At 59.3% G+C, this 22840-nt stretch carries 22 protein-coding genes; 14 read left to right on the top strand and 8 right to left on the bottom strand.

The features are described from left to right. Positions 1-3: 3 nt before the first annotated feature. From FRT59_RS24805 to dksA, 4 genes are all read right to left on the bottom strand, one after another. Positions 4-2958, bottom strand: coding sequence for a sensor histidine kinase (locus tag FRT59_RS24805; RefSeq protein WP_167524309.1), 2955 nt, complete (start codon positions 2956-2958; stop codon positions 4-6). Continuing rightward, the gene (locus FRT59_RS24810) at positions 2942-3118 is read right to left on the bottom strand and encodes a hypothetical protein (protein WP_003176118.1); all 177 of its coding nucleotides are present in this window, start codon (positions 3116-3118) and stop codon (positions 2942-2944) included. Before FRT59_RS24810 ends, FRT59_RS24805 begins: the two co-directional genes overlap by 17 nt. Positions 3119-3180: 62 nt before the next feature. Further along, positions 3181-4068 carry a tRNA glutamyl-Q(34) synthetase GluQRS gene (gene gluQRS, locus FRT59_RS24815; protein WP_153872636.1) on the bottom strand — a complete coding sequence of 296 codons (888 nt, stop codon included), beginning with the start codon at positions 4066-4068 and terminating at the stop codon, positions 3181-3183. Positions 4069-4151: 83 nt separating this feature from the next. Continuing rightward, positions 4152-4586: an RNA polymerase-binding protein DksA gene (gene dksA / locus FRT59_RS24820; RefSeq protein ID WP_005791430.1), complete on the bottom strand. Its 435-nt coding sequence runs from the start codon at positions 4584-4586 to the stop codon at positions 4152-4154. A 320-nt stretch (positions 4587-4906) separates the two neighbouring features. Here dksA and FRT59_RS24825 point away from each other — a divergent pair, with 320 nt between their 5' ends. Beyond that, positions 4907-6079, top strand: coding sequence for a pyridoxal phosphate-dependent aminotransferase (locus FRT59_RS24825; protein WP_153872637.1), 1173 nt, complete (start codon positions 4907-4909; stop codon positions 6077-6079). Further along, on the top strand, positions 6079-6792 hold the full coding sequence (sfsA, locus tag FRT59_RS24830; protein WP_153872638.1) for a DNA/RNA nuclease SfsA: 714 nt from the start codon (positions 6079-6081) through the stop codon (positions 6790-6792). The genes FRT59_RS24825 and sfsA overlap by 1 nt, the downstream gene beginning before the upstream one ends. Here the strand turns inward: sfsA and FRT59_RS24835 are convergent. After that, positions 6789-7106, bottom strand: a complete 318-nt coding sequence (locus tag FRT59_RS24835; RefSeq protein ID WP_034117870.1) for a Rieske (2Fe-2S) protein — start codon at positions 7104-7106, stop codon at positions 6789-6791. The genes sfsA and FRT59_RS24835 overlap by 4 nt on opposite strands. A 156-nt stretch (positions 7107-7262) precedes the next feature. Between FRT59_RS24835 and FRT59_RS24840 the strand changes: the two genes are divergently transcribed. From FRT59_RS24840 to FRT59_RS24850, 3 genes are read left to right on the top strand one after another with little or no spacing between them, the layout of a single operon-like run. Then, positions 7263-8141: a heme/hemin ABC transporter substrate-binding protein gene (locus tag FRT59_RS24840; protein WP_034117871.1), complete on the top strand. Its 879-nt coding sequence runs from the start codon at positions 7263-7265 to the stop codon at positions 8139-8141. Next, positions 8138-9175 (top strand): FecCD family ABC transporter permease, encoded by a 1038-nt coding sequence (locus tag FRT59_RS24845; RefSeq protein WP_034117872.1) that lies wholly within the window; start codon positions 8138-8140, stop codon positions 9173-9175. The genes FRT59_RS24840 and FRT59_RS24845 overlap by 4 nt, the downstream gene beginning before the upstream one ends. After that, entirely contained in the window at positions 9175-9942 is a 768-nt protein-coding gene (locus tag FRT59_RS24850; protein WP_153872639.1) for a heme ABC transporter ATP-binding protein, read from the top strand. Before FRT59_RS24845 ends, FRT59_RS24850 begins: the two co-directional genes overlap by 1 nt. Positions 9943-10185: 243 nt before the next feature. Here FRT59_RS24850 and FRT59_RS24855 read toward each other — a convergent pair whose 3' ends face one another. The 3 genes from FRT59_RS24855 to FRT59_RS24865 all read right to left on the bottom strand — a co-directional run bounded on the left by FRT59_RS24855 (position 10186) and on the right by FRT59_RS24865 (position 12655). After that, the gene (locus FRT59_RS24855) at positions 10186-10458 is read right to left on the bottom strand and encodes a TfoX/Sxy family protein (RefSeq protein ID WP_034117874.1); all 273 of its coding nucleotides are present in this window, start codon (positions 10456-10458) and stop codon (positions 10186-10188) included. 203 nt (positions 10459-10661) lie between these two features. Further along, positions 10662-11006: a pentapeptide repeat-containing protein gene (locus tag FRT59_RS24860; protein WP_034117875.1), complete on the bottom strand. Its 345-nt coding sequence runs from the start codon at positions 11004-11006 to the stop codon at positions 10662-10664. Between the two features lie 92 nt (positions 11007-11098). Next, positions 11099-12655 carry a bifunctional aminoglycoside phosphotransferase/ATP-binding protein gene (locus FRT59_RS24865; RefSeq protein WP_198809793.1) on the bottom strand — a complete coding sequence of 519 codons (1557 nt, stop codon included), beginning with the start codon at positions 12653-12655 and terminating at the stop codon, positions 11099-11101. Positions 12656-12773: 118 nt separating this feature from the next. On the opposite strand from FRT59_RS24865, the gene mrcB reads away from it, so the two are divergent. The 9 genes from mrcB to msrQ all read left to right on the top strand — a co-directional run bounded on the left by mrcB (position 12774) and on the right by msrQ (position 22592). After that, positions 12774-15098, top strand: coding sequence for a penicillin-binding protein 1B (gene mrcB, locus FRT59_RS24870; protein WP_034117877.1), 2325 nt, complete (start codon positions 12774-12776; stop codon positions 15096-15098). A gap of 16 nt (positions 15099-15114) precedes the next feature. Beyond that, positions 15115-15849, top strand: a complete 735-nt coding sequence (locus tag FRT59_RS24875; RefSeq protein ID WP_198809792.1) for a tetratricopeptide repeat protein — start codon at positions 15115-15117, stop codon at positions 15847-15849. Next, positions 15849-16178: a YqcC family protein gene (locus FRT59_RS24880; protein ID WP_153872640.1), complete on the top strand. Its 330-nt coding sequence runs from the start codon at positions 15849-15851 to the stop codon at positions 16176-16178. Before FRT59_RS24875 ends, FRT59_RS24880 begins: the two co-directional genes overlap by 1 nt. Positions 16179-16609: 431 nt before the next feature. Beyond that, entirely contained in the window at positions 16610-18334 is a 1725-nt protein-coding gene (locus tag FRT59_RS24885) for an acetolactate synthase 3 large subunit (protein WP_034117934.1), read from the top strand. 2 nt (positions 18335-18336) lie between these two features. Beyond that, the gene (gene ilvN / locus FRT59_RS24890) at positions 18337-18828 is read left to right on the top strand and encodes an acetolactate synthase small subunit (RefSeq protein WP_019410366.1); all 492 of its coding nucleotides are present in this window, start codon (positions 18337-18339) and stop codon (positions 18826-18828) included. A 47-nt stretch (positions 18829-18875) separates the two neighbouring features. Then, a complete protein-coding gene (gene ilvC / locus FRT59_RS24895; protein ID WP_153872641.1) occupies positions 18876-19892 on the top strand; it encodes a ketol-acid reductoisomerase in 1017 nt (338 codons plus the stop codon). 145 nt (positions 19893-20037) lie between these two features. After that, entirely contained in the window at positions 20038-20895 is an 858-nt protein-coding gene (gene pssA, locus FRT59_RS24900) for a CDP-diacylglycerol--serine O-phosphatidyltransferase (protein ID WP_034117880.1), read from the top strand. Between the two features lie 63 nt (positions 20896-20958). Continuing rightward, positions 20959-21972: a protein-methionine-sulfoxide reductase catalytic subunit MsrP gene (gene msrP / locus FRT59_RS24905; RefSeq protein WP_153839903.1), complete on the top strand. Its 1014-nt coding sequence runs from the start codon at positions 20959-20961 to the stop codon at positions 21970-21972. Next, positions 21972-22592 (top strand): protein-methionine-sulfoxide reductase heme-binding subunit MsrQ, encoded by a 621-nt coding sequence (msrQ, locus tag FRT59_RS24910; RefSeq protein ID WP_153839904.1) that lies wholly within the window; start codon positions 21972-21974, stop codon positions 22590-22592. The genes msrP and msrQ overlap by 1 nt, the downstream gene beginning before the upstream one ends. Positions 22593-22840 lie beyond the last annotated feature (248 nt).

A 22840-nucleotide genomic window follows, 5' to 3' on the forward strand; every position in this document is an offset into this window, starting at 1 on the left:
GTCTCAGTTCACAGCGGACGTCGCTTCGACATGACGCGGCAAGGTCACCCGGATACGGGTGCCGCGTTGGCTTTCGATGTCAGCCGGGCTGTCGATGGTGATTTGTCCATAATGCTCTTCAACGATGGAATAGACCAGTGCAAGGCCCAGACCGGTACCTTCACCGGGGTCCTTGGTGGTGAAGAAAGGTTCGAACAGTCGATCCATGATGTTCTGTGGAATGCCGCTGCCTTCGTCTTCCACGATCAGGTCGACCGTATGCTCGAAAGCCTCGCTCTTGACGCGTACAGCACTGCCGGCCGGGGACGCGTCGCGTGCGTTGGACAGCAGGTTGATCAGCACTTGGGCCAGGCGTTGCGAGTCGCCATCGACCCAATGTTCCGGATCACACAGATTGAAGAACTGTACTTCGAAATTGCGCCGGTTCAAGGCCAGCAGCCCAATGGCATCCTGCGCCACCTCGGCGAGGCACACCGCCTCGTCCTGATTCTGATGCGCGCCGGAGTGGGCGAAGCTCATCAGTGACTGCACGATGCGTGAGACACGCTTGGTTTGCTCGAGGATTTGTCCGCTGATTTCGGTGATTTCACCATCTTCTTCGCGCTCTTCTCGCAGGTTCTGCGCCAGGCAGGCGATACCGGTGATCGGGTTGCCAATTTCATGGGCCACGCCCGCCGCCAGGCGGCCAATACTGGCCAGTCGCTCGGAGTGCACCAGCTTGTCTTCGAGCATTTGCGTGTCGGTCAGGTCTTCCACCAGCAGCACCAGGCCGCTGTTACCGGGCGCCAGCGGTTCATCGATGGCGGCCTTGTGCAAGTTGAGCCAGCGGGTCTGGCCGTCGAGGGCCAGGTGCTGCTTGTGCAAGTGCTCGTCGGGCAAATTGATAAAACCCTGGAGCAGTTCTTTCCACGGATCGCCCAGGGTATTGAGGCGCGAGCCCACCACCCGTTGCGCGGCGATGCCGGTGAGTTCTTCCATGGCCTTGTTCCACATCAGGATTTCCTGATCCTTGGCCAGGGAACAGACGCCCATCGGCAGCTCTTGCAGGGTCTGGCGATGGTAACGGCGCAGGGCGTCGAGTTCGGCGGCCAGGCCGGTGAGGCGAGAGTGGTAATCCTCCAGCCGGCTTTCGATGAAATGGATGTCTTCGGTGACGTAGTTTTCGCCGCCCGCCTTGTAGGGCAGGAAGGTTTCCACCATGTCCTGGGACACGCTGGGGCCCATCAGCCCGGAGAGGTTGGCTTCGATGCGGTCGCGCAGACGGCGCAGGGCATAGGGGCGGCGCTCGTCAAATGGCAGATAGAGGTCACGCAGCGCTTGTTCGACTTCCTTTTGCGCCGCCTTCGCGCCCAGGGGCTTGGCCAACTGCGTGGCAAATTCCTGGGGCGAGGCCGCATGCAGCTCTCGGCGTTGCGGGCGGCGCACATTGTCGACTGCGCAGGCTTCGGCAGCGCTGGTTTCTTCGGGACTGGCGTTGGTGAACAGTGAGATCAGGGTGAACATCAGCACGTTGGCGGCCAGCGAGGCAATGGCTGCCATGTGCCAACTGGTGTCATCCAGCACGTAGATCATGTTCAGCAATGGGATGTAGAAGCCCTGCAAATTGCCGACCAGCGGTAGCAGCATGGTGACTACCCACACCATAATCCCCGCCAGTAGCCCGGCAATAAAGCCACGGCGATTGGCAGTCGGCCAGTACAGCACCGACAACACCCCCGGCAGGAACTGCAAGGTGGCGACAAACGCGACGATGCCGAGGTTGGCCAGGTCTTGGCCGGCGCCGAGCAGCAGGTAGAACCCGTAGCCGGCCATGATGATCGCGATGATCAGCGCACGGCGGGTCCATTTCAGCCAGCGGTAGATATTGCCTTCGGCCGGCGGCTGGTACAGCGGCAATACCAAGTGGTTGAGTGCCATGCCCGAGAGCGCCAGCGTCGTGACGATGATCAACCCGCTGGCTGCCGACAAACCGCCGACATACGCCAGCAGCGCCAGGGCCGGGCTGTTGGCGGCGATGCCGATGCCGAGCGTGAAGTACTCAGGGTTGGTGGTGGCCCCCAGTTTCAGGCCGGCCCACAGGATCAGCGGCACCGCCAGGCTCATCAGCAACAGGAACAGCGGCAAGCCCCAGCTGGCACTGACCAGCGAGCGTGGGTTGAGATTTTCGGTGAAGGTCATGTGGTACATGTGCGGCATCACGATCGCCGAAGCGAAGAACACCAGCAGCAGCGTACGCCACGGGCCTTCTTGCAACGGGGTGTGCAGGGCGGCGAGGGCAGTCTGGTTCTGCAGCAGCCACAGCTCCAGCTGTTGCGGGCCATCGAACACGCCGTAGAGCGCATAAAGGCCGACGCCGCCGATGGCGATCAGCTTGATCACGGACTCAAAGGCAATCGCGAACACCAGGCCTTCGTGTTTCTCACGGGTGGCGATATGACGCGAGCCGAAGAAAATCGTAAACAGGCTGATCAGTGCGCAGAAGGCCAGGGCGACGCGATGTTGCACGGGCTCGCGGGTCAGGATGCTGATGGAGTCGGCCACCGCCTGGATCTGCAGGGCCAACAACGGCAAAACGCCGATCAGCATGAAAATCGTGGTCAGCGCGCCGGCCCAAGTACTGCGGAAGCGAAAGGCAAACAGGTCCGCTAGGGACGAGAGCTGGTAGGTACGGGTGATTTTCAGGATCGGGTACAGCAACACCGGCGCTAGCAGGAATGCGCCGGACACGCCGAGGTAACTGGAGAGAAAGCCGTAGCCGTACTGATAGGCCAGGCCCACCGTACCGTAGAACGCCCAGGCACTGGCATACACGCCCAAGGACAAGGTGTAGGTCAGCGGATGGCGAATGATCGCCCGCGGAATCATTCCGCGCTCACTGATCCAGGCCACGCCGAACAACGCAGCCAGGTAGGCGGCGCTGATCAGCAGCATCTGGGTGAGGCTAAAGCTCATCGGCATCTTTTTGGCTCTGCAGGATGAAGGTCACGACGATCAGGATCAGCCACAGCAGATAAGGGCGGTACCAGGCGCCCGTGGCGTCGATCCACCAATCCATGATGGCGGGGGAAAACAGGTAGATCCCGACGACCAGCAGCAGGACCAATCGATAGATGTACATGTTGGCCTCTGATTAAAAATCTGCGGCGATGGTAACGGATGGCTGACAACCTGCAAGCGCCTTCAACGCAATTGCGCTTCGGCCAGCGTCAGTGTGCGCGGGATGCGGGTGGCGTCCCAGTGTGCAATGCCCCAATCCAGTAGTTCCCGTGGGCTGGCGTGAAGCAGTTCGTCGCCGGGCTGTTGGCCGAGGGCGCGCAGTGCCCGGTGCAGCAAAGGTGTGGCCTGGTCCGCTGCCAACGGTGGCGAACGGTAGGATTTACCCAGCTTGTTGCCGTCCGGCTGCACGATCAGCGGCACGTGCAGGTAACGTGGCTGGCGCAGGCCGAGCAGTTCTTGCAGGTACAGCTGGCGCGGCGTGGAGTCCAGCAGGTCGGCGCCGCGCACGATATCGGTAACCCCTTGCCAGGCGTCATCGAGGACTACGGCCAGTTGGTAGGCGTAGAGGCCGTCGCGGCGCCGGATGATGAAGTCACCGCCATCGCGTCCCAGATGCTGTCGGAACTCGCCTTGTACGCGGTCGGTAAAGTGATATTCCAGCTCGGGTACACGCAGGCGGATGGCAGCATCTTGCTGATCGTGGCCGGCATTGCGGCATAAACCTGGGTAGATCCCGTTGTAAGGCTCCAGTTGCTTGCGCGAGCACGTGCAGGCGTAGGCCAGGCCGTGGTTGAACAGGTCATTCAGGACTTTGGCGTAGGCGTCATGCCGCTCGCTCTGTCGGACGAGTTCACCATCCCATTCAAAACCATAGCGTTCCAAGGCATGCAGGATTGCCGCCTGCGCGCCGGGCTCTTCACGGGGAGGGTCGAGGTCTTCCATGCGCATCAGCCAGCGGCCGTGGTGGGCGCGAGCATCGAGGTAGGAGGCGAGGGCGGCGACCAGGGAACCGAAGTGCAAATGGCCGCTGGGCGTGGGGGCGAAACGCCCGATATAGGTAGAGGCTGTCATGGGCCGGATACTACTGCAAAACCGGTAAACGCCAGAAACAAAAATGGGGCGTTTGCACGCCCCATTCGTTCAGTTCGGCAGGGTTACTTGCCGACCTGTTTTTCCTTGATTTCAGCCAAGGTCTTGCAGTCTACGCACAGGTCCGCGGTTGGGCGGGCTTCCAGGCGACGAATACCGATCTCGACGCCGCAGGATTCGCACCAGCCATACTCTTCGTCTTCGATCAGTTGCAGGGTCTTGTCGATCTTCTTGATCAGCTTGCGTTCGCGATCACGGGCGCGCAGTTCAAGGGCGAATTCCTCTTCCTGGCTGGCACGGTCTGCCGGGTCCGGGAAGTTGGCTGCCTCGTCCTTCATATGGTCAACCGTGCGGTCGACTTCCTGCATCAAGTCCTGCTTCCACTGCTTCAGGATTTTGGAGAAGTGCTCGCGCATGGGCTTGCCCATGTATTCCTCACCCTTCGATTCAACGTAGGGTTGGAAGCCGCTGATGCTCTGTTGCTTTGCTTGGGTGGACATGAATAGACCGCCTCTCACTCTTCTAATCCATTGCGCAGGATTGCAACGTCACCGACACCTGCCGGCCCTGCGGCTGCAAGCGGGCGAACTTACCAGATAGATTCAGGGTGCGCCACTCCCGGTTGTCGAGGTCCACGGCAAAGGGGTTGCAAACCGCAGCAGCCCGCCATGACTGGGTATGTATCGTCTCGAATGTTGATTTTAGTCGTTTTGCAAGCGCTTGCCGGGCTCATCTTGGATGGCCGAGCAGGCAATAGAGCATGTTTTACCGCGAGGGTTCGGTAGAATCCTGATTTTGTCCTCACCGTTAAGGAAGGCTAATGGCTCAGCCCTACAGTGCGCGCAGTCGCGCCATCGAACCATTTCATGTCATGGCGTTACTGGCACGGGCCAATGAGCTGCAAGCTGCCGGCCACGACGTGATCCACTTGGAAATCGGCGAGCCGGACTTCACCACGGCCGAACCGATCATCCAGGCCGGCCAGGCCGCGCTGGCCAACGGCAAGACCCGCTATACCGCCGCCCGAGGGTTGCCCGAACTGCGCGAGGCGATCAGTGGCTTTTACCAACAGCGCTATGGCCTCAGCGTCGATCCTGAGCGCATTCTGATCACTCCCGGCGGGTCCGGTGCGTTGCTATTGGCTAGCAGCTTATTGGTCGATCCCGGCAAGCACTGGCTGTTGGCGGATCCCGGCTATCCCTGTAATCGACATTTTCTGCGACTGGTAGAAGGAGCCGCTCAGTTGGTGCCCGTGGGGCCGGAAGTGCGCTACCAGTTGACCGCGGATCTAGTCGCCAGGCATTGGGACCAAGACAGTGTGGGCGCGTTGGTCGCGTCCCCGGCCAACCCTACAGGTACCATCCTGACGCGGGACGAACTGGCAGGGTTGTCCAGTGCAATCAAGGCGCGGAACGGTCACCTGGTGGTGGATGAGATCTATCACGGCCTTACGTACGGCACCGACGCCGCCAGCGTGCTGGAAGTCGACGATGACGCCTTTGTGCTGAATAGTTTTTCGAAGTATTTCGGCATGACCGGCTGGCGCCTGGGCTGGTTGGTCGCGCCTCCCGCTGCGGTCGGGGACTTGGAAAAGTTGGCGCAAAACCTCTACATCAGCGCGCCGAGCATGGCTCAGTACGCGGCATTGGCCTGTTTCACCCCGCAGACCCTGAGCATTCTTGAAGAGCGCCGTGCCGAATTCGGTCGCCGTCGTGACTTCCTGCTGCCAGCTTTGCGCGAGCTGGGATTTGGCATCGCCGTAGAGCCGGAAGGAGCGTTCTACTTGTACGCCGATATCAGCGCGTTCGGCGGTGATGCCTTCGCGTTTTGCCGTCATTTCCTCGAGACCGAACACGTGGCCTTTACTCCTGGATTAGATTTCGGTCGTTATCAAGCCGGCCACCATGTGCGTTTTGCCTACACGCAAAACCTCGATCGGCTACAAGAGGCGGTGGAACGGATCGCCCGTGGCTTGCGGAGCTGGCAAGGCTGATGCGCTTTAATCCTCCCCTCGAAGAAGGGCGGCTGATCCGCCGCTACAAACGTTTTCTCACCGATATCGAAACCGTTACCGGCGAGTTGCTCACCATTCATTGCCCGAACACCGGTTCGATGCTCAATTGCATGGTCGAAGGTGGCCAGGTCTGGTTCAGCCGTTCCACAGACCCCAAGCGCAAATTGCCGGGCACATGGGAGATTGCTGAAACGCCCCAGGGGCGGCTGGCATGCGTTAACACCGCGCGCGCCAATCAGTTGGTCGAAGAAGCGCTACTGGCCGGAGTGATCACTGAACTCAACGGCTTTACCGCGTTGAAGCGTGAAGTGCCTTACGGTCAGGAGAAGAGCCGCATCGATTTTCGCCTGGATTACCCGCAGGGCGCAGCGTTTGTCGAAGTCAAAAGCGTCACCCTGGGCTTTGATGGCACCTCGGTGGCGGCTTTCCCCGATGCGGTGACGCAGCGCGGTGCCAAGCACTTGCGCGAGTTGGCTCACCTGGCTCGTGACGGCGTGCGTGCGGTGCAGTTGTATTGTGTGAATCTGTCGGGGGTCGATGCGGTGCGCCCAGCCGTGGAAATCGATGCCGGTTACGCCGCTGCACTGCGCGAGGCAAAGGCCGCGGGTGTCGAAGTGCTGGCTTACGGGGTGAGGGTCACGCCCGAGGAGATTTACATCGAGCGTCGCCTCGAGGTTCTGCTGGGCGACTAGAGTTCCACCCACAAGCCCTGTTCGTCTTCTCGACCTGGCAGGGCGGTGAGGCTTTGGCCGGCGCACGGGCCAGCGATGCACTCGCCGCTTTCGATCAGGAACAGCGCGCCGTGGGTGGCGCATTGGATCAGGCTGGCGCTGGCGTCGAGGAAGCGGTCGGGCTGCCATTCCAGGGGAATACCGCGATGGGGACAGCGGTTGAGATAGAAGTAGGCAATGCCGTCCCGGCGCACAACCAACAGCTTACGGCCATCGATATCAAAACCGCGGCTGCTGTTGGGAGCGAGGTCGCCTGAGGCGCAGAGAAACTTCATTTCAATCCTTAAGTGCCTTGACGTTCAAATGCAAACAATTATCAAATGCCTGCTTCGCCCGTCAGCTGACTGGGTGCTCAATACGATGCCTGGCAGGGATTATCTGTCACATCGATGAGTGCTTGAGTGGCCCTGCCCTAGGAAGGAAACCCTGTTATGCGCCTGAGTACCAGCGCTATTGCGCTTGTTGCCTCACTGCTGGTCAACCACGGGGCACAAGCCTCTGAACTGCCACAACGCTGGGTCAGTGCCGGAGGGGCGCTATCGGAATGGGTGACGGCGCTGGGCGGTGAATCGAAATTGGTCGGGGTGGATACCACCAGTCAGCATCCCGAGTCGCTCAAGGCGTTGCCGAGCATTGGCTATCAACGGCAGCTATCGGCCGAAGGCATTCTCAGCCTGCAACCGCAAATCCTCGTGGGCACCGAGGAAATGGGACCGCCGCCGGTGCTGGCGCAGATTCGCAGTGCTGGCGTGCAGGTGGATATGTTCTCGGCCCAGCCAGATCTGCCGACCTTGAAAGACAACCTCCACCACCTGGGGAAGTTGCTCGGCAGTGAAGCCAAGGCCAACGCCTTGTTCGTCGGATACGAGCAGGCGCTTGAGCAGCAGAAGAGCTGGGTGGCCAAGGCCCAGGCCACGCAAAAGACGCCGGGTGTGTTGCTGCTGCTGGGCCATGCCGGTGGCAAGCCGTTGATTGCAGGCAAGGGCACGGCCGCCGACTGGCTGTTGCAGCAGGCCGGCGGGCGTAATCTGGCCACGCATACCGGCTATAAACCGTTTTCAGTGGAGTCGCTGGCAGGGTTGAGCCCTGATGTGCTGGTATTTGCCGATCGCGCGCTGACCGGTGATGCGGCGCGGGCGGCATTGTTCAAGCAAAACCCGATCCTCGCGTCTACACCTGCGGCCAAGACCGGTCGAGTGTTTGAGCTCGATCCGACCTTACTGGTAGGTGGCCTGGGACCGCGCTTGCCACAAAGCCTGGCGAAGTTGTCTGCGGGGTTTTATCCGTCCCAGGCTAAGCCTGCTCCATGACCACTCTGGTTAAGCCGAAAGCACTGTTTATCGGGCTGTCGTTGTTGTGCGTATTGGCGATTTGGCTCTCATTGGCCTTGGGCCCGGTCAGCCTGCCGTTGTTGGACACGCTCAGGGCCGCTTTAAGGCTGATGGGGGTGCCGATCGAGGCGGCGGGGTTGGAACAGGCTGAGTTGATCCTGGGGCAGATTCGCCTGCCACGCACCTTGCTGGGGTTGGCGGTCGGTGGTGTCCTTGCGTTGTCGGGCGTGGCGATGCAGGGGCTGTTTCGCAACCCGCTGGCTGATCCCGGGTTGGTGGGGGTGTCCAGCGGCGCTGCGTTGGGGGCAGCGGTGGCGATTGTCGGCGGTTCTTTTTTGGGCGGGCTGCCGGATGCGTTTGGGCCGTACCTGTTGTCGCTGTGCGCGTTTCTCGGTGGCTTGGGGGTGACGGCGCTGGTCTATCGGCTGGGGCGTCGCAATGGCCAGACCAATGTCGCGACGATGCTGCTCGCGGGTATTGCCCTTACGGCGCTGGCCAGTTCTGCGGTCGGGCTGTTTACCTATTTGGCCGATGACGCCACTTTGCGCACCCTGACGTTCTGGAACCTGGGCAGCCTGAATGGTGCGAGCTATTCGCGGTTGTGGCCCTTGCTGCTGGTAAGTGCAGGCGTGGCGCTATGGTTGCCGCGCCGGGCCAAGGCGCTGAATGCGCTGTTGTTGGGAGAGTCGGAGGCCAATCATCTGGGCATCGATGTAGAGGGGCTCAAGCGTGAGTTGGTGTTCTGCACGGCCTTAGGCGTTGGTGCGGCGGTGGCGGCGGCTGGGATGATTGGCTTTGTCGGCTTGGTGGTGCCGCACTTGGTACGGCTGCTGGCGGGGCCGGATCATCGGGTGTTGTTGCCTGCCTCGGTGCTGGCGGGGGCGAGCTTGCTGTTGTTTGCAGACCTGGTGGCGCGCCTGGCGTTGGCGCCGGCGGAACTACCGATTGGCATTGTCACAGCGTTTATCGGTGCGCCATTTTTCCTCTATTTGCTACTGCGGGGTCGCGCCTGATGCTGCGAGTTGAAGCGTTGCAGATACGGCGCGGGCGTAAAACCGTGCTGGCCGATGTCACCCTGGACCTATTGCCGGGCGAAGTACTGGGCGTGCTGGGGCCCAACGGTGCTGGCAAGAGTACCTTGCTGGGAGCGCTGTGCGGGGAATTGCAGCCTGATCAGGGCAAGGTGTGGCTGGATCAGCAAGAGTTGAAAAGCCTGGGTGGCGCACAGCGTGCCAAGCGCCTGGCCGTGTTACCGCAAAGCTCAACCCTGGATTTTGCTTTTCGTGTCGAAGAGGTGGTGGGCATGGGGCGTTTGCCTCATCAGGCCGGGCGAGTACGCGACGACGAAATCATCAACGCGGCACTGCAGGCGGCGGATGTCGGTCATTTAAGTGGGCGCAGTTACCTGGCCTTGTCAGGTGGCGAGCGCCAACGTGTGCACCTGGCGCGTGTATTGGCGCAGTTGTGGCCGGGTGAGGCGGGGCAGACGTTACTGTTGGATGAGCCGACATCGATGCTCGATCCCTTGCACCAGCACACAACCTTGCAAGCTATTCGAAGCTTTGCCGATAGAGGGGCTGCGGTGCTGGTCATCCTGCATGACTTGAACCTGGCGGCGCGGTACTGCGACCGGATCCTGTTGCTGGAAGACGGGCGCCCCCATGCCTTGGGTACGCCCTCAAAGGTCCTGCGACCTGAACCGCTCAAGGCCGTCTTTGGCTTGGATGTACTGGTACAGCCGCATCCGGAGCGTGGGCACCCGCTGATCATTGCGCGCTGAGGTCGGTTATCTGCGGGCAAAAAAAGACCCGGCAAGAGCCGGGTCAAATAACCGTGATTAGCCTGATGAGGAGATAATCTGAGAGTCCGAACCAATGGTCTTTCAGTTATCGGCTGATCTCGCGACCAGTTGTGATAATCATAACGATTCTCATTTGAGAGTCAAGATTTGTTTTTGCACGCTCATCCAGTTTTCTCAAACGCTCGTTTGTATTGCCCATATACAGGGGGGTTAAGTGCCAATCTAATTTTTATGACTTGCTGACATAGCCTCCAACTGACGGTTCAGTGCCTCCTTGCGCTCTGTGGGAATGTCGTTCCAGTGCACATCCATCAGTGCGCCTTCAATGGCATACAGCAGGACTTTCGATGCTCGGAAGCCGCGAGTTCGCACAGCCCGGTAAGCATCGACCGCTCCCAGGCGACGCAAGTCGGACGCGCTGTGGATGCCCACCGCATGCAGCCACTGCGCTGACGTCTTGCCAAGGTTTTTCAGGTGTTGCAGCTCATCGTTCATCAAGCCTCCTTGCGACGGCCGAATGGTGCGGTGGGTATCGTGACCAGGCAGCCTGAAAATGAGTGTAGCGCTCAGTAGGAAAAGCGTGGTTCTTTGGTCAGAGACGGGCGAAAAGCTTATAAGAGTGAGGTGATGGCTTTAGTGACAGGCAGGCGGGAAACGCCCGGCACTCTTAGGGCTTAGCCGGGGTTCTGGGCGTGGGGTTACTTGGTACGGTAGCGCAGGCGAGTGCCGAAATTGACTGACATCAGAATCTCGTCAGCCGTGAGCTCGGGCGGGAAATAAGTCCCCGAAATCTGCGCATGGGCCAGGCTGGCGCCTTCCAGCGAGCAGTCGCGTAAATCCAGGCCGCGCAGGTCGGCGGAACGGAAATAGGCGTCGGTGAAGTCAACACCGGCGGCGTTCAGGTCGCGCAGGTCCAGCCCTCGGAAGTCGCCACCGCGCATGTCGATGGTGCCGTCTTCAGGGCGTTCCTGATTGAAGCCGCGAATGTCGTCCTTGTGCAGGAGTGCGTAGAGCGGGGTATCGAGAAGCTTGGGCTGACTCATGATCGCGACTCCTTTTGGAATTATGACGCCATTATAGTGCCACTATTGCTGGGTCGCGCGCTGAAGTGGGCGACACGACCAAGAAATATTTCTTACAACCCCGGCAAAGCCTGGCGAATATGCCCGACTAACGCATCGAGGGTCCCGCTTTCATTGGTCTCGACACGCTTGCTCAGCAGCAGTTCTTGCGCTGTCAGTGGGTCACGACTGGCTTGCTGCTCTTCGATAACGGTCAGTGTTGCGTCGGAAGGATCGTTTTTATCCGCCTGACGCTGTGCAAGCCAGCTGGCAATAACGGCTTGAGGCGCGTTGCAGTCCAGGATCAGGAACGGCGCCCCGGTGGCTTCGGCGATTTGGGCTGCCGCGTCACGTTGAGCGCGTTTCAAGAAGGTGGCATCCAGCACCACCGGGTAACCGGCGCGTAGCACGGTGTCGGCAATTTCGTTCAGGCGAGCGTAGGTGGCAGCGCTGGCGTCATGACTGTAGATGCCGGCCTGTGGCGTGTTTTCTACCTGCTGCTCGCCGAACAGGCGCTTGCGCTCCACATCCGAACGCAGGCGCACGGCGCCCAGTGCTTCGACCAGGCGCATGGAAACATGGCTTTTACCCACGGCTGAAACACCATGGGTGATTGCCAGGAAACGCGATGGGATGGTGCTGTAGCTTTCCGCCAGGTTGGCGTAGTTGCGGTACTGACGCAGGGTGGTGGCGCGTTGCACCGGGCTTGCTTCGCTCGGCATGCTGAACAGCGCAACTTTGGCGCGAACCAGTGCACGGTAGGCTTTATAGAAGTTCAGCACCTCCAGGCCCTGATAGTCGCCGGTCAGTTCCAGGTACTGGCTGATAAAACGCCGTGCCAGGCATTTCAGGCCGCGGTCCTCAAGGTCCATGGCCAGAAAGCCGGTATCTGCGTACACATCGGTAAAGCGGAAAGGCTCGTTGAACTCGATGCAGTCGAAGATCACCACGTGGCCATCAATTAGGGTGGCGTTGCCCAGGTGGATATCGCCGTGGCATTCACGGGTATAGCCATTGAGCTTGCGCTGTTCAAGCAGAGGCTTGAGGCGTTCGAAGCTGCTTTGGGCCCAGGCTTGCAGGGCTTCCAGTTGAGTCAGGTCGGCCTTGTCGCTGAGGAACGGGCGGATCTGGTCGAAGTTCTGACGCACAGGGGCCATCACTTCTTCTGGCGTGCCGGCCGGGTGCTCTTTTGGGACTTTGGGGGCGGTGAGGTGGAAGTGCGCAATCTGCTTGGCCATCTCGTCGATGTGCGCGCTGGTCAACTCGCCGTTGGCTTGAAGGGTACTGAGCATCTGGCTTTGCGGGAACTGGCGCATTTTCAGTGCGTATTCGAGCACCGGGCCGTCACCACCCAATTGCGGCGCTTCGGCAGTGCCGGTAATCGGCAATACTTCAAGATACAAATCTTCGGTCAAGCGCTGGTTGAGGCGCAATTCTTCGCGGCAGAAGTGGCCGCGATCTTCCAGTTGGGTGAAGTCCAGAAACCCGAAGTTCATCGGTTTCTTCAATTTATAAGCGTAGGCGCCAGTCAGAATCACCCAGGAAATATGGGTCTCGATAACTTGAAACGCTTCAACCGGATGAGGGTACAAAGCCGGGTTTTGCAGGGCAGCGATCAGGGACTGGCTCACGGGCGATCCTTCAAAGTCGGGGAGAAATCATGGTGGCCATTATGGCTGCTGATGCCAGTCGTGCAAACCGCTGTCCGGCTCATGTTGATCATCAATAAAGTGCGTATAATCCGCCGCCATGACTCGAACCCGATCTCCCCGTTCCCGTAAAAAACCTCCTTCCCGCGGCCTGCGCCCCTGGCTGGGCTGGGCGCTCAAGCTTGGCCTGGTGGGCCTTGTGGTGATCGCCGGCTTTGCGGTGTACCTCGATGCCGTGGTGCAGGAAAAGTTCTCCGGCAAGCGCTGGACCATTCCGGCCAAGGTGTACGCCCGCCCGCTGGAATTGTTCTCCGGCCAGAAGCTGAGCAAGGAGGACTTCCTGACCGAGCTCGACGCACTGGGCTACCGCCGCGAACCCGTGAGCAATGGTCCGGGCGCTGCTGCTGTCAGCGGTAATACCGTCGACCTGAATACCCGTGGCTTCCAGTTCTACGAAGGCCTGGAAAAAGCCCAGCCGGTGCGTGTGCGTTTCTCCGGCGACTATGTGGCCGAGTTGTCGTCGCTCAATGGCTCCAAGCTGCCGGTGGTACGCCTGGAACCGTTGATGATCGGCGGTATCTACCCTAAGAACCTTGAAGATCGCATCCTGATCAAGCTCGATCAGGTGCCGCCGTACTTGCTGGAAACCCTGGTGGCTGTCGAAGACCGCGATTTCTACAGCCACTGGGGCGTCTCGCCGAAGTCGATTGCCCGCGCCGTTTGGGTCAACACCTCTGGCGGCAAGATGACCCAGGGCGGCAGTACGCTCACGCAGCAACTGGTCAAGAACTTCTACCTGACCAACGAACGTAGCCTGACCCGTAAACTCACCGAAGCCATGATGGCGATGTTGCTGGAGCTGCATTACAGCAAGCAGGAAATCCTCGAGGCGTACCTCAATGAGGTATTCGTCGGCCAGGATGGCCAGCGCGCGGTGCATGGTTTCGGCCTGGCGAGCCAGTTCTTCTTTGGGCAGCCGTTATCCGAGTTGAAGTTGCATCAAGTCGCGTTGCTGGTGGGGATGGTCAAGGGGCCGTCCTATTACAACCCGCGGCGCAACCCGGAGCGTGCGCTTGAGCGCCGCAACCTGGTACTGGATGTACTGGAGCAGCAGGGCGTTGCCACGGCCGAGCAGGTTGCCGCCGCGAAGAAGATGCCACTGGGCGTGACCACCCGCGGCAAGCTGGCGGATAGCTCATTCCCCGGCTTTATCGATCTGGTCAAGCGCCAGTTGCGTGAAGACTATCGCGACGAAGACTTGACCGAAGAGGGGCTGCGGATCTTCACCAGCTTCGATCCGATACTGCAGATGAAGGCGGAGGCGTCGGTCAACGACACCTTCAAGCGCCTGACCGGCCGTAAGGGCTCGGATGAGGTCGAAGCCGCGATGGTCGTGACCAACCCGGAAACTGGCGAAGTCCAGGCCATGATCGGCAGCCGCCAGGCCAGCTTCGCCGGGTTCAACCGCGCACTCGATGCCGTGCGGCCGATTGGCTCGCTGGTCAAGCCTGCGGTCTATCTGAGCGCATTGGAAAAACCCAGCAAGTACACACTGACCAGTTGGCTGTCGGATGACCCGCTGTCGGTCAAGGGCGCGAATGGCCAGGTGTGGACCCCCAAGAACTTCGACCGCCGCTCCCACGGTACCGTGTTCCTGTATCAGGGTCTGGCGCATTCCTATAACATCTCGACCTCGCGCCTGGGGCTTGAAGTGGGCGTACCTAATGTCCTGAAGACCTTGGCGCGACTGGGGATCGAGCGTGAGTTCCCGGCTTTCCCGTCCATGCTCCTGGGGGCTGCGGCCATGACTCCCATGGAAGTAGCCACCATGTACCAGACCCTGGCCAACGGTGGTTTCAATACGCCGATGCGCGGCATTCGCAGTGTGCTGACCGCCGAGGGCGAGCCGCTCAAGCGCTACCCGTTCCAGATCCAGCAGCGTTTTGACGCGGGGTCCATCTACCTGATCCAGAACGCCATGCAGCGTGTGATGCGTGAGGGCACAGGGCGTTCGGTCTATAGCGTGCTGCCGTCGAACCTGACCCTGGCGGGCAAGACTGGTACCAGTAACGACTCGCGCGACAGCTGGTTCGCGGGCTTCGGCCAGGATGTACTGGCCGTGGTGTGGCTGGGGCGCGACGACAACGGCAAGACGCCGTTTACCGGTGCAACCGGCGCGCTGCAGGTGTGGACCAGTTTCATGCGCAAGGCCGATCCATTGCCGCTCAACATGCCGCAGCCAGACAATATCGTGCAGGCCTGGATCGACCCGCACACGGGCCAAGGCTCTGATGCCAACTGTCCGGGCGCGGTACAGATGCCGTATATTCGCGGCAGCGAACCACCACCCGGCGCCGCATGCGGTGGCAGTGCTCCTGCTGACGCGGAATCGGTGATGGATTGGGTCAAGGGCTGGATGAATTAAGCAAAGAGGGTTTCAAGTGAACAAGTTGTGGATTCCAGCGATTACGGCTCTGGCTTTGCTCGGCGGTTGCTCCAGCGTGCAGCGCGGCTCTATTCCCGTGGTGGACTCAAGCACGTCCGTCTCCAATAACGACCGCATCTCGGCCAATGGTGGCTTCCGTCAGACCGTGGTCAAGCGGCCTGCCCAAGCTGCAACCCAGGCGATACCGCAGGATTCCGGCGTGGTAGTGATGGTGCCCGGCAGTGGTGCTGCGACCTCGGCGCCCATCAGTGCCGAGCCATGGACTCCAGGCCCAAGCACTTCAGGCCCGGTGAACTCCACGCCGATTCAAACCGCGCCGGTCAACCAGGGCACCTACAATATGCCGTCGACGCCGAGCGGTATTCCGTCGGCGTCCAGCGCGGGTGGGCTGTCGGCTGACGAACAGCTGGACGGCCCGGTGCTGGCGCTGCTCACTACCGCTCAACAGCAGCAGTCGGGCGGCGACTTGAATGGCGCCTCGTCGAGCCTTGAACGTGCCCAGCGCGTGGCGCCTCGCGAGCCCCAAGTGTTGTATCGCCTGGCCCAAGTGCGCATGGCCCAGGGCGATGCGCCCCAAGCGGAGCAATTCGCTCGCCGTGGCCTGACCCTGGCCAATGGTCGCCCGGACCTGCAAGCCAGCTTGTGGGCCTTGATCGGTGATGCGCGTGCCGCCCAAGGCGACGCCGCCGGCGCTGCCCAGGCACGGCAGAAAGCCAAGGTCAGCCTCTGATGGATGCGCGTTTTCCAGCGATTGCCGAACAGTTATTGCTGATTGAGCGCGAATTGCGCGCGCAGGGCTGGTGGGACGAACTGCCCCCCAGCGCTGAAGCGCTCAGCAGCGTCGAGCCCTTTTCAGTCGATACCCTGGACTTCCACCAGTGGCTGCAATGGATCTTCCTCGTGCGCATGAAGCAGATCCTGGAGCAGGACCTGCCATTGCCAAATGCGTCGGGGATTCTGGAAATGGCCGAGATGGTCTACGCCGACCGGCCATTGGAGAGCATTGGCTTGCGTAACGCGCTGAAAAAGTTCGATCAATTGATCGTCGACGCTCGTTAATTGCCTGACTGTCGGGTTTTTCGGCAGTCTTGCGCATATTTCTACCGCTTGACGACATTCAGGCGAGTTTTATCCCTCCTCAAAGCCCTTTCTTCTACGTTCTCATGCGCTTAGTTGGAAAAAAGCGCAATTATTGCTTGACTTGAACGGCCTGAAACAGAAGAATCCAAAGTCCGCTGTATCGGGACTGCCAGAAGCAGGCCCGCTCAGCAGATCATGAGGCGCACATCCGCGCCGACCTGTAACACCCGCAACGCGTTACCTCGCGCTGGGTGGGAAAAGCCCGCAACACTTGGGACGATCCCAATACTTGCTCAGTCAGTGCTGACGTAGTCGGCGACCACCGTCGCTCATGCTCTGTTGAGAAGTAAACCTATTAAGACCCGTCGGTTTTTAACGGACGGTATTCTGGCGTTTTAGAGGTGAACAACGTGGAGCTTTTATCTGGCGGTGAGATGCTCGTCCGCTTTTTGCGTGACGAAGGCGTCGACTATATCTACGGGTACCCAGGTGGTGCTCTGCTGCATGTCTACGACGCACTGTTCAAGGAACCGGCTGTTACCCACATCCTGGTTCGCCACGAACAGGCCGCGACCCATATGGCTGACGGTTACGCCCGTGCCACCGGTAAAGCCGGCGTAGTACTGGTAACGTCCGGCCCAGGCGCAACCAATGCCATTACCGGCATCGCGACTGCTTATATGGACTCCATCCCGATGGTGATCATTTCCGGCCAGGTCGCCAGCACCATGGTCGGTACCGATGCATTCCAGGAAACCGACATGATCGGTATTTCCCGCCCGATCGTGAAACACAGCTTCATGATCAAGCATGCGTCGGAAATCCCGGAAGTCATGAAGAAGGCGTTCTACCTCGCACAGTCCGGTCGCCCGGGTCCTGTGGTGGTCGATATCCCGAAAGACATGACCAACCCGGCCGAAAAATTCGAATACGTCTTCCCGAAGAAAGCCAAGCTGCGTTCCTACAGCCCGGCCGTCCGTGGGCACTCAGGGCAAATCCGCAAGGCGGCAGAAATGCTCCTGGCGGCCAAGCGTCCAGTGTTGTACTCCGGCGGTGGCGTGATTCTGGGCGGTGGTTCCGCACCACTGACCGAACTGGCCAAGCTGCTCAATCTGCCGGTGACCAACACCTTGATGGGGCTCGGCGCATTTCCGGGTTCGGATCGTCAGTTCGTCGGCATGCTCGGCATGCACGGCAGCTACACCGCCAACCTGACCATGCACCACGCCGACGTGATCCTGGCGGTGGGCGCACGGTTCGATGACCGTGTGATCAACGGCGCGAGCAAATTCTGCCCGAATGCCAAGATCATCCATATCGACATCGACCCGGCGTCTATCTCCAAGACCATCAAGGCCGATGTGCCGATCGTTGGGCCGGTGGAGAGCGTGTTAACCGAAATGGTTGCTGCGCTCAAGGACATTGGCGAGGCGCCGAACAAGGAATCCGTTGCCAGTTGGTGGAAGCAGATTGACGAATGGCGTGGTGATCGCGGCCTGTTCCCGTATGACAAGGGCGACGGCAGCATCATCAAGCCACAAACTGTGATCGAAACCCTGTGTGAGGTAACCAAGGGCGACGCCTTTGTGACCTCCGACGTGGGCCAGCACCAGATGTTCGCAGCGCAGTACTACAAGTTCGACAAGCCTAACCGCTGGATCAACTCCGGTGGCCTGGGCACGATGGGCTTTGGTTTCCCTGCGGCCATGGGCGTGAAGCTGAGCTTCCCGGATGCCGACGTGGCGTGTGTCACCGGTGAAGGCAGCATCCAGATGAACATCCAGGAACTGTCGACGTGCCTGCAGTACGGTCTTCCGGTCAAGATCGTCTGCTTGAACAACGGTGTACTGGGCATGGTTCGTCAGTGGCAGGACATGAGCTACGGTAGCCGTCACTCCCATTCCTACATGGAATCGTTGCCGGATTTCGTCAAGTTGGTTGAAGCCTATGGCCACGTCGGCATTCGCATCACCGATCTGAAAGATCTGAAGCCGAAGATGGAAGAGGCGTTCGCCATGAAGGATCGCCTGGTGTTCATCGATATTCAGGTGGACACCAGCGAGCACGTCTATCCGATGCAGATCAAAGACGGCTCTATGCGCGACATGTGGCTGAACAAGACGGAGCGTACTTAATCATGCGGCATATTATCTCCCTGCTTCTGGAGAACGAACCCGGCGCCCTGTCTCGTGTTGTCGGCCTGTTTTCGCAACGCAACTACAACATCGAAAGCCTGACCGTGGCTCCGACCGAAGACCCGACCTTGTCGCGCCTGACGTTGACCACCGTGGGGCACGATGAGGTGATCGAGCAGATCACCAAGAACCTCAACAAGCTGATCGAAGTGGTCAAGCTGGTCGACTTGTCGGAAAGTGCCCACATCGAGCGCGAGCTGATGCTGGTCAAGGTCAAGGCCACGGGTGCCCAACGTGCCGAGATCAAACGCACTACCGATATTTTTCGCGGGCAGATCGTCGATGTGAGCGCCAGCGTTTATACCGTTCAACTGACCGGTACAAGCGACAAGCTGGACAGCTTCATCCAGTCGATCGGGACGGCCTCGATTCTGGAAACGGTACGCAGTGGTGTCACCGGGATTGCCCGTGGCGACAAAGTACTCAGCATCTAACCCAAATTAGCGAATGGCCTTACGGCCTGGATATATAGAGGAACCTCATGAAAGTTTATTACGATAAAGATTGTGACCTGTCGATCATCCAGGGCAAGAAAGTCGCCGTCATCGGCTACGGTTCCCAGGGTCACGCCCAAGCGTGCAACCTGAAAGACTCCGGCGTTGACGTCACTGTTGGTCTGCGTAAAGGCTCGGCCACCGTTGCCAAGGCTGAAGCCCATGGCCTGAAAGTGACCGACGTTGCGTCCGCCGTTGCAGCTGCCGACCTGGTCATGATCCTGACCCCGGACGAGTTCCAGTCCGCGCTGTACAAGAACGAAATCGAGCCGAACATCAAGAAAGGCGCCACCCTGGCCTTCTCCCACGGCTTCGCGATTCACTACAACCAGGTTGTGCCGCGCGCTGACCTCGACGTGATCATGATCGCGCCGAAAGCACCGGGCCACACCGTGCGCTCCGAGTTCGTCAAAGGCGGCGGTATCCCTGACCTGATCGCGATCTACCAGGACGCGTCGGGCAACGCCAAGAACGTTGCACTGTCCTACGCCGCTGGCGTTGGTGGCGGTCGTACCGGCATCATCGAAACCACCTTCAAGGACGAGACCGAAACCGACCTGTTCGGCGAGCAAGCCGTTCTGTGCGGCGGTACCGTTGAACTGGTCAAGGCCGGTTTCGAAACCCTGGTTGAAGCTGGCTATGCACCAGAAATGGCCTACTTCGAATGCCTGCACGAACTGAAGCTGATCGTTGACCTCATGTACGAAGGCGGTATCGCCAACATGAACTACTCGATCTCCAACAACGCCGAATACGGCGAGTACGTAACCGGCCCGGAAGTGATCAACGCCGAGTCCCGTCAGGCCATGCGCAACGCCCTGAAACGTATTCAGGACGGCGAATACGCCAAAATGTTTATCAGCGAAGGCGCTACCGGCTACCCTTCGATGACCGCCAAGCGTCGTAACAACGCCGCTCACGGTATCGAAGTCATCGGCGAGCAACTGCGCTCCATGATGCCGTGGATCGGTGCCAACAAGATCGTCGACAAAGCCAAGAACTAAGTCGTACGCACCAAGGGAAAACGCGGCTTAGGCCGCGTTTTTTCGTTTGAGGGGCTGGTTCTGGTATAAAGCTGCATCGTTTGCGGGCGAACACTCGCCGCAAGTATCTGTCGAATTTTTTTCACACCGTTGCAAGGTAAAGTCCATGAGCGAACGTCCCGAAGAGCCAAGCCAGGCTTCTGACGCCGATAGCCTGCTACCGATCGATGAACATGTCGAAGAAGGGCATGATGCGGAAGGTCGCAAGGTCCGGCATCGTGGCATCTATCTTCTGCCCAATCTGTTTACGACGGCGAACCTGTTTGCCGGCTTCTATTCCATCATCAACTCCATGAGTGCCCAGAGCGCGTTGGCGGCGGGTGATGCGGTGAGTGCCAGCAAATACTTTGGTTTTGCTGCCATCGCAATCTTCGTGGCCATGGTGCTTGATGGCCTGGATGGTCGCGTGGCGCGGATGACCAATACCCAGAGTGCATTCGGCGCCGAGTACGACTCGCTGTCGGACATGGTTGCCTTTGGTGTCGCACCCGCACTGCTGGCGTTTGCCTGGGCATTGGGCGATATGGGCAAGGTCGGCTGGATGGTTGCCTTCATTTATGTCGCGGGCGCCGCGTTGCGTCTGGCGCGCTTCAATACCCAAGTGGGGACTGCCGACAAGCGCTACTTCATTGGTCTGGCCAGCCCGGCAGCAGCGGGTGTGGTGGCCGGTATTGTGTGGGCGTTCAGTGACTACGGTATCCAGGGGTCGAAGATGTCGTTCCTGGTTGCCTTGATGGTCGCGGCGGCCGGCATGCTGATGGTCAGCAATATCAAGTACAACAGCTTCAAGGAGTTTGACCTCAAGGGGCGCGTGCCTTTCGTGGCGATCCTTGTGGTAGTGCTGGTGTTCGCAGTGGTGTTCAGCGATCCGCCACGTATTCTGCTGCTGGCGTTCCTGGCCTATGCCGCTTCGGGGCCGATTCAGTACTTGCTGCATCTGCGTCGGGACAAAACATTGTCTTAATGTAATTTCCCCCATACTCCGCAGTCTATTGGTGCATCAGTTCTCCAATGCTGCGGAGTTGCCATGTTAATCAAATTACCCAAAGCATCCGATTGCCATGAATCGGATGTCACGCCTGAATCCCTTTACTTCTCTCGTCGCAGTTTGCTCGGCGGTGCGCTTGCCGGTATTGCTGCCAGCAGCTTGCCGCGTTGGGCCACTGCGGGCGATGCGTCGCGTTATGCCGATGTCGAGCCGGGCAGGGCGCCCAATTGGTTCGCCGAGAAGCTTCCAGGTACGAAATGGCAAGCGGTGACGGTCAAAGACGAGGCCATTACGCCGTTCAAGGATGCGACCCACTACAACAACTTCTATGAGTTTGGCACAGGCAAGGGTGATCCGGCGGCAAACGCAGGCTCGCTCAAGACTGAGCCTTGGAGTGTGGTGATTGATGGTGAGGTGGCAAAGCCTGGGCGATACGCCTTGGAAGACTTCATGAAGCCCTATGAATTGGAAGAGCGGATCTATCGCCTGCGTTGCGTCGAAGCCTGGTCGATGGTTATCCCATGGATCGGCTTCCCTATCTCGGCCTTGCTCAAGCAAGTTGAGCCGACGTCCAAAGCGAAGTACATCCGTTTTGAAACCCTTCAGGATCCTAAGAGCATGCCGGGGCAGCGCTCAAGTTTCGGCTTGATCGACTGGCCTTATGTAGAAGGGCTGCGCCTGGATGAGGCGATGAACCCACTGGCGATCCTGGCCGTGGGTATGTATGGACGGGAATTGCCTAACCAGAATGGTGCGCCACTGCGCCTCGTCGTGCCGTGGAAGTATGGCTTCAAGAGTGTGAAATCCATCGTACGGATCAGTCTTGTCAGCGATCAGCCGAAAACCACCTGGCAAAGCATCGCGGCCGATGAGTATGGGTTCTATGCGAATGTAAACCCTACGGTTGACCATCCGCGGTGGACCCAGGCGCGGGAGCGGCGTCTACCCAGTGGCCTGTTCAGCCCTAACGTACGCGAGACGCAGATGTTCAATGGTTACTCGGATGAGGTTGCTTCTTTATATACAGGCCTCGACCTGCGGAAGAACTACTGATGCGCTATCCGATCTGGCGCATCGGCGTCTTTATAGCTGCGGCAGTGTGGCCATTGCTCTGGCTCTATGAGGCATGGAGTTTTGCACTGGGACCTGACCCAGGAAAAGTGTTGGTCGATCGCCTGGGTCTAGGTACGTTGATCCTGCTGCTGGTAACGCTAGGTATGACGCCGCTGCAGAAGTTGAGTGGTTGGGCGGGGTGGATAGCGGTGCGTCGACAGTTGGGGTTGTGGTGCTTTGCTTATGTGGTGCTGCACTTGGCGGCTTATTGTGTGTTTGTCCTGGGGCTGGATTGGTCGCAGCTCGGTGTGGAGTTGCGCAAGCGGCCCTATATAATTGTCGGTACGCTGGGATTTCTTTCTCTCTTGGTGTTGGCCGTCACCTCGAATCGCTATAGCCAGCGTCGGTTGGGCAGTCGCTGGAAGAAATTGCATCGTTTGGTCTATGTGATCCTTGGGCTCGGATTGCTGCACATGTTGTGGATAGTCCGGGCTGATCTGAAGGAGTGGGCTATCTACGCTTCTATAGGTGCGCTGCTCCTGGTGCTGCGGATACCACCCGTGATGCGTCGAATCCCTCGCCTTATTGCTAAAAAAACGCTTTCTGCAACAAAAGTGTAATTAACCCTTGACGGCAGATCTTGGAAGCCTATAATTCGCCCCACTTCCGGCGCAGTCGAAACGGAAAACTCCTTGGTAAACAATGAGTTATGAGGTTTTCGGCAGCAGGTTGCTTCAGTTAATCGAAGCCGAAAGGAAGTTGAAAAAGAGGTGTTGACAGCAGCGTGTAACGCTGTAGAATTCGCCTCCCGCTGATGAGAGATCAGAAGCGCAAGTGGTTGAAGTTGTTGAAGAAATCTTCGAAAGCT

Source organism: Pseudomonas haemolytica, from assembly GCF_009659625.1.
Lineage (GTDB): Bacteria > Pseudomonadota > Gammaproteobacteria > Pseudomonadales > Pseudomonadaceae > Aquipseudomonas > Aquipseudomonas haemolytica.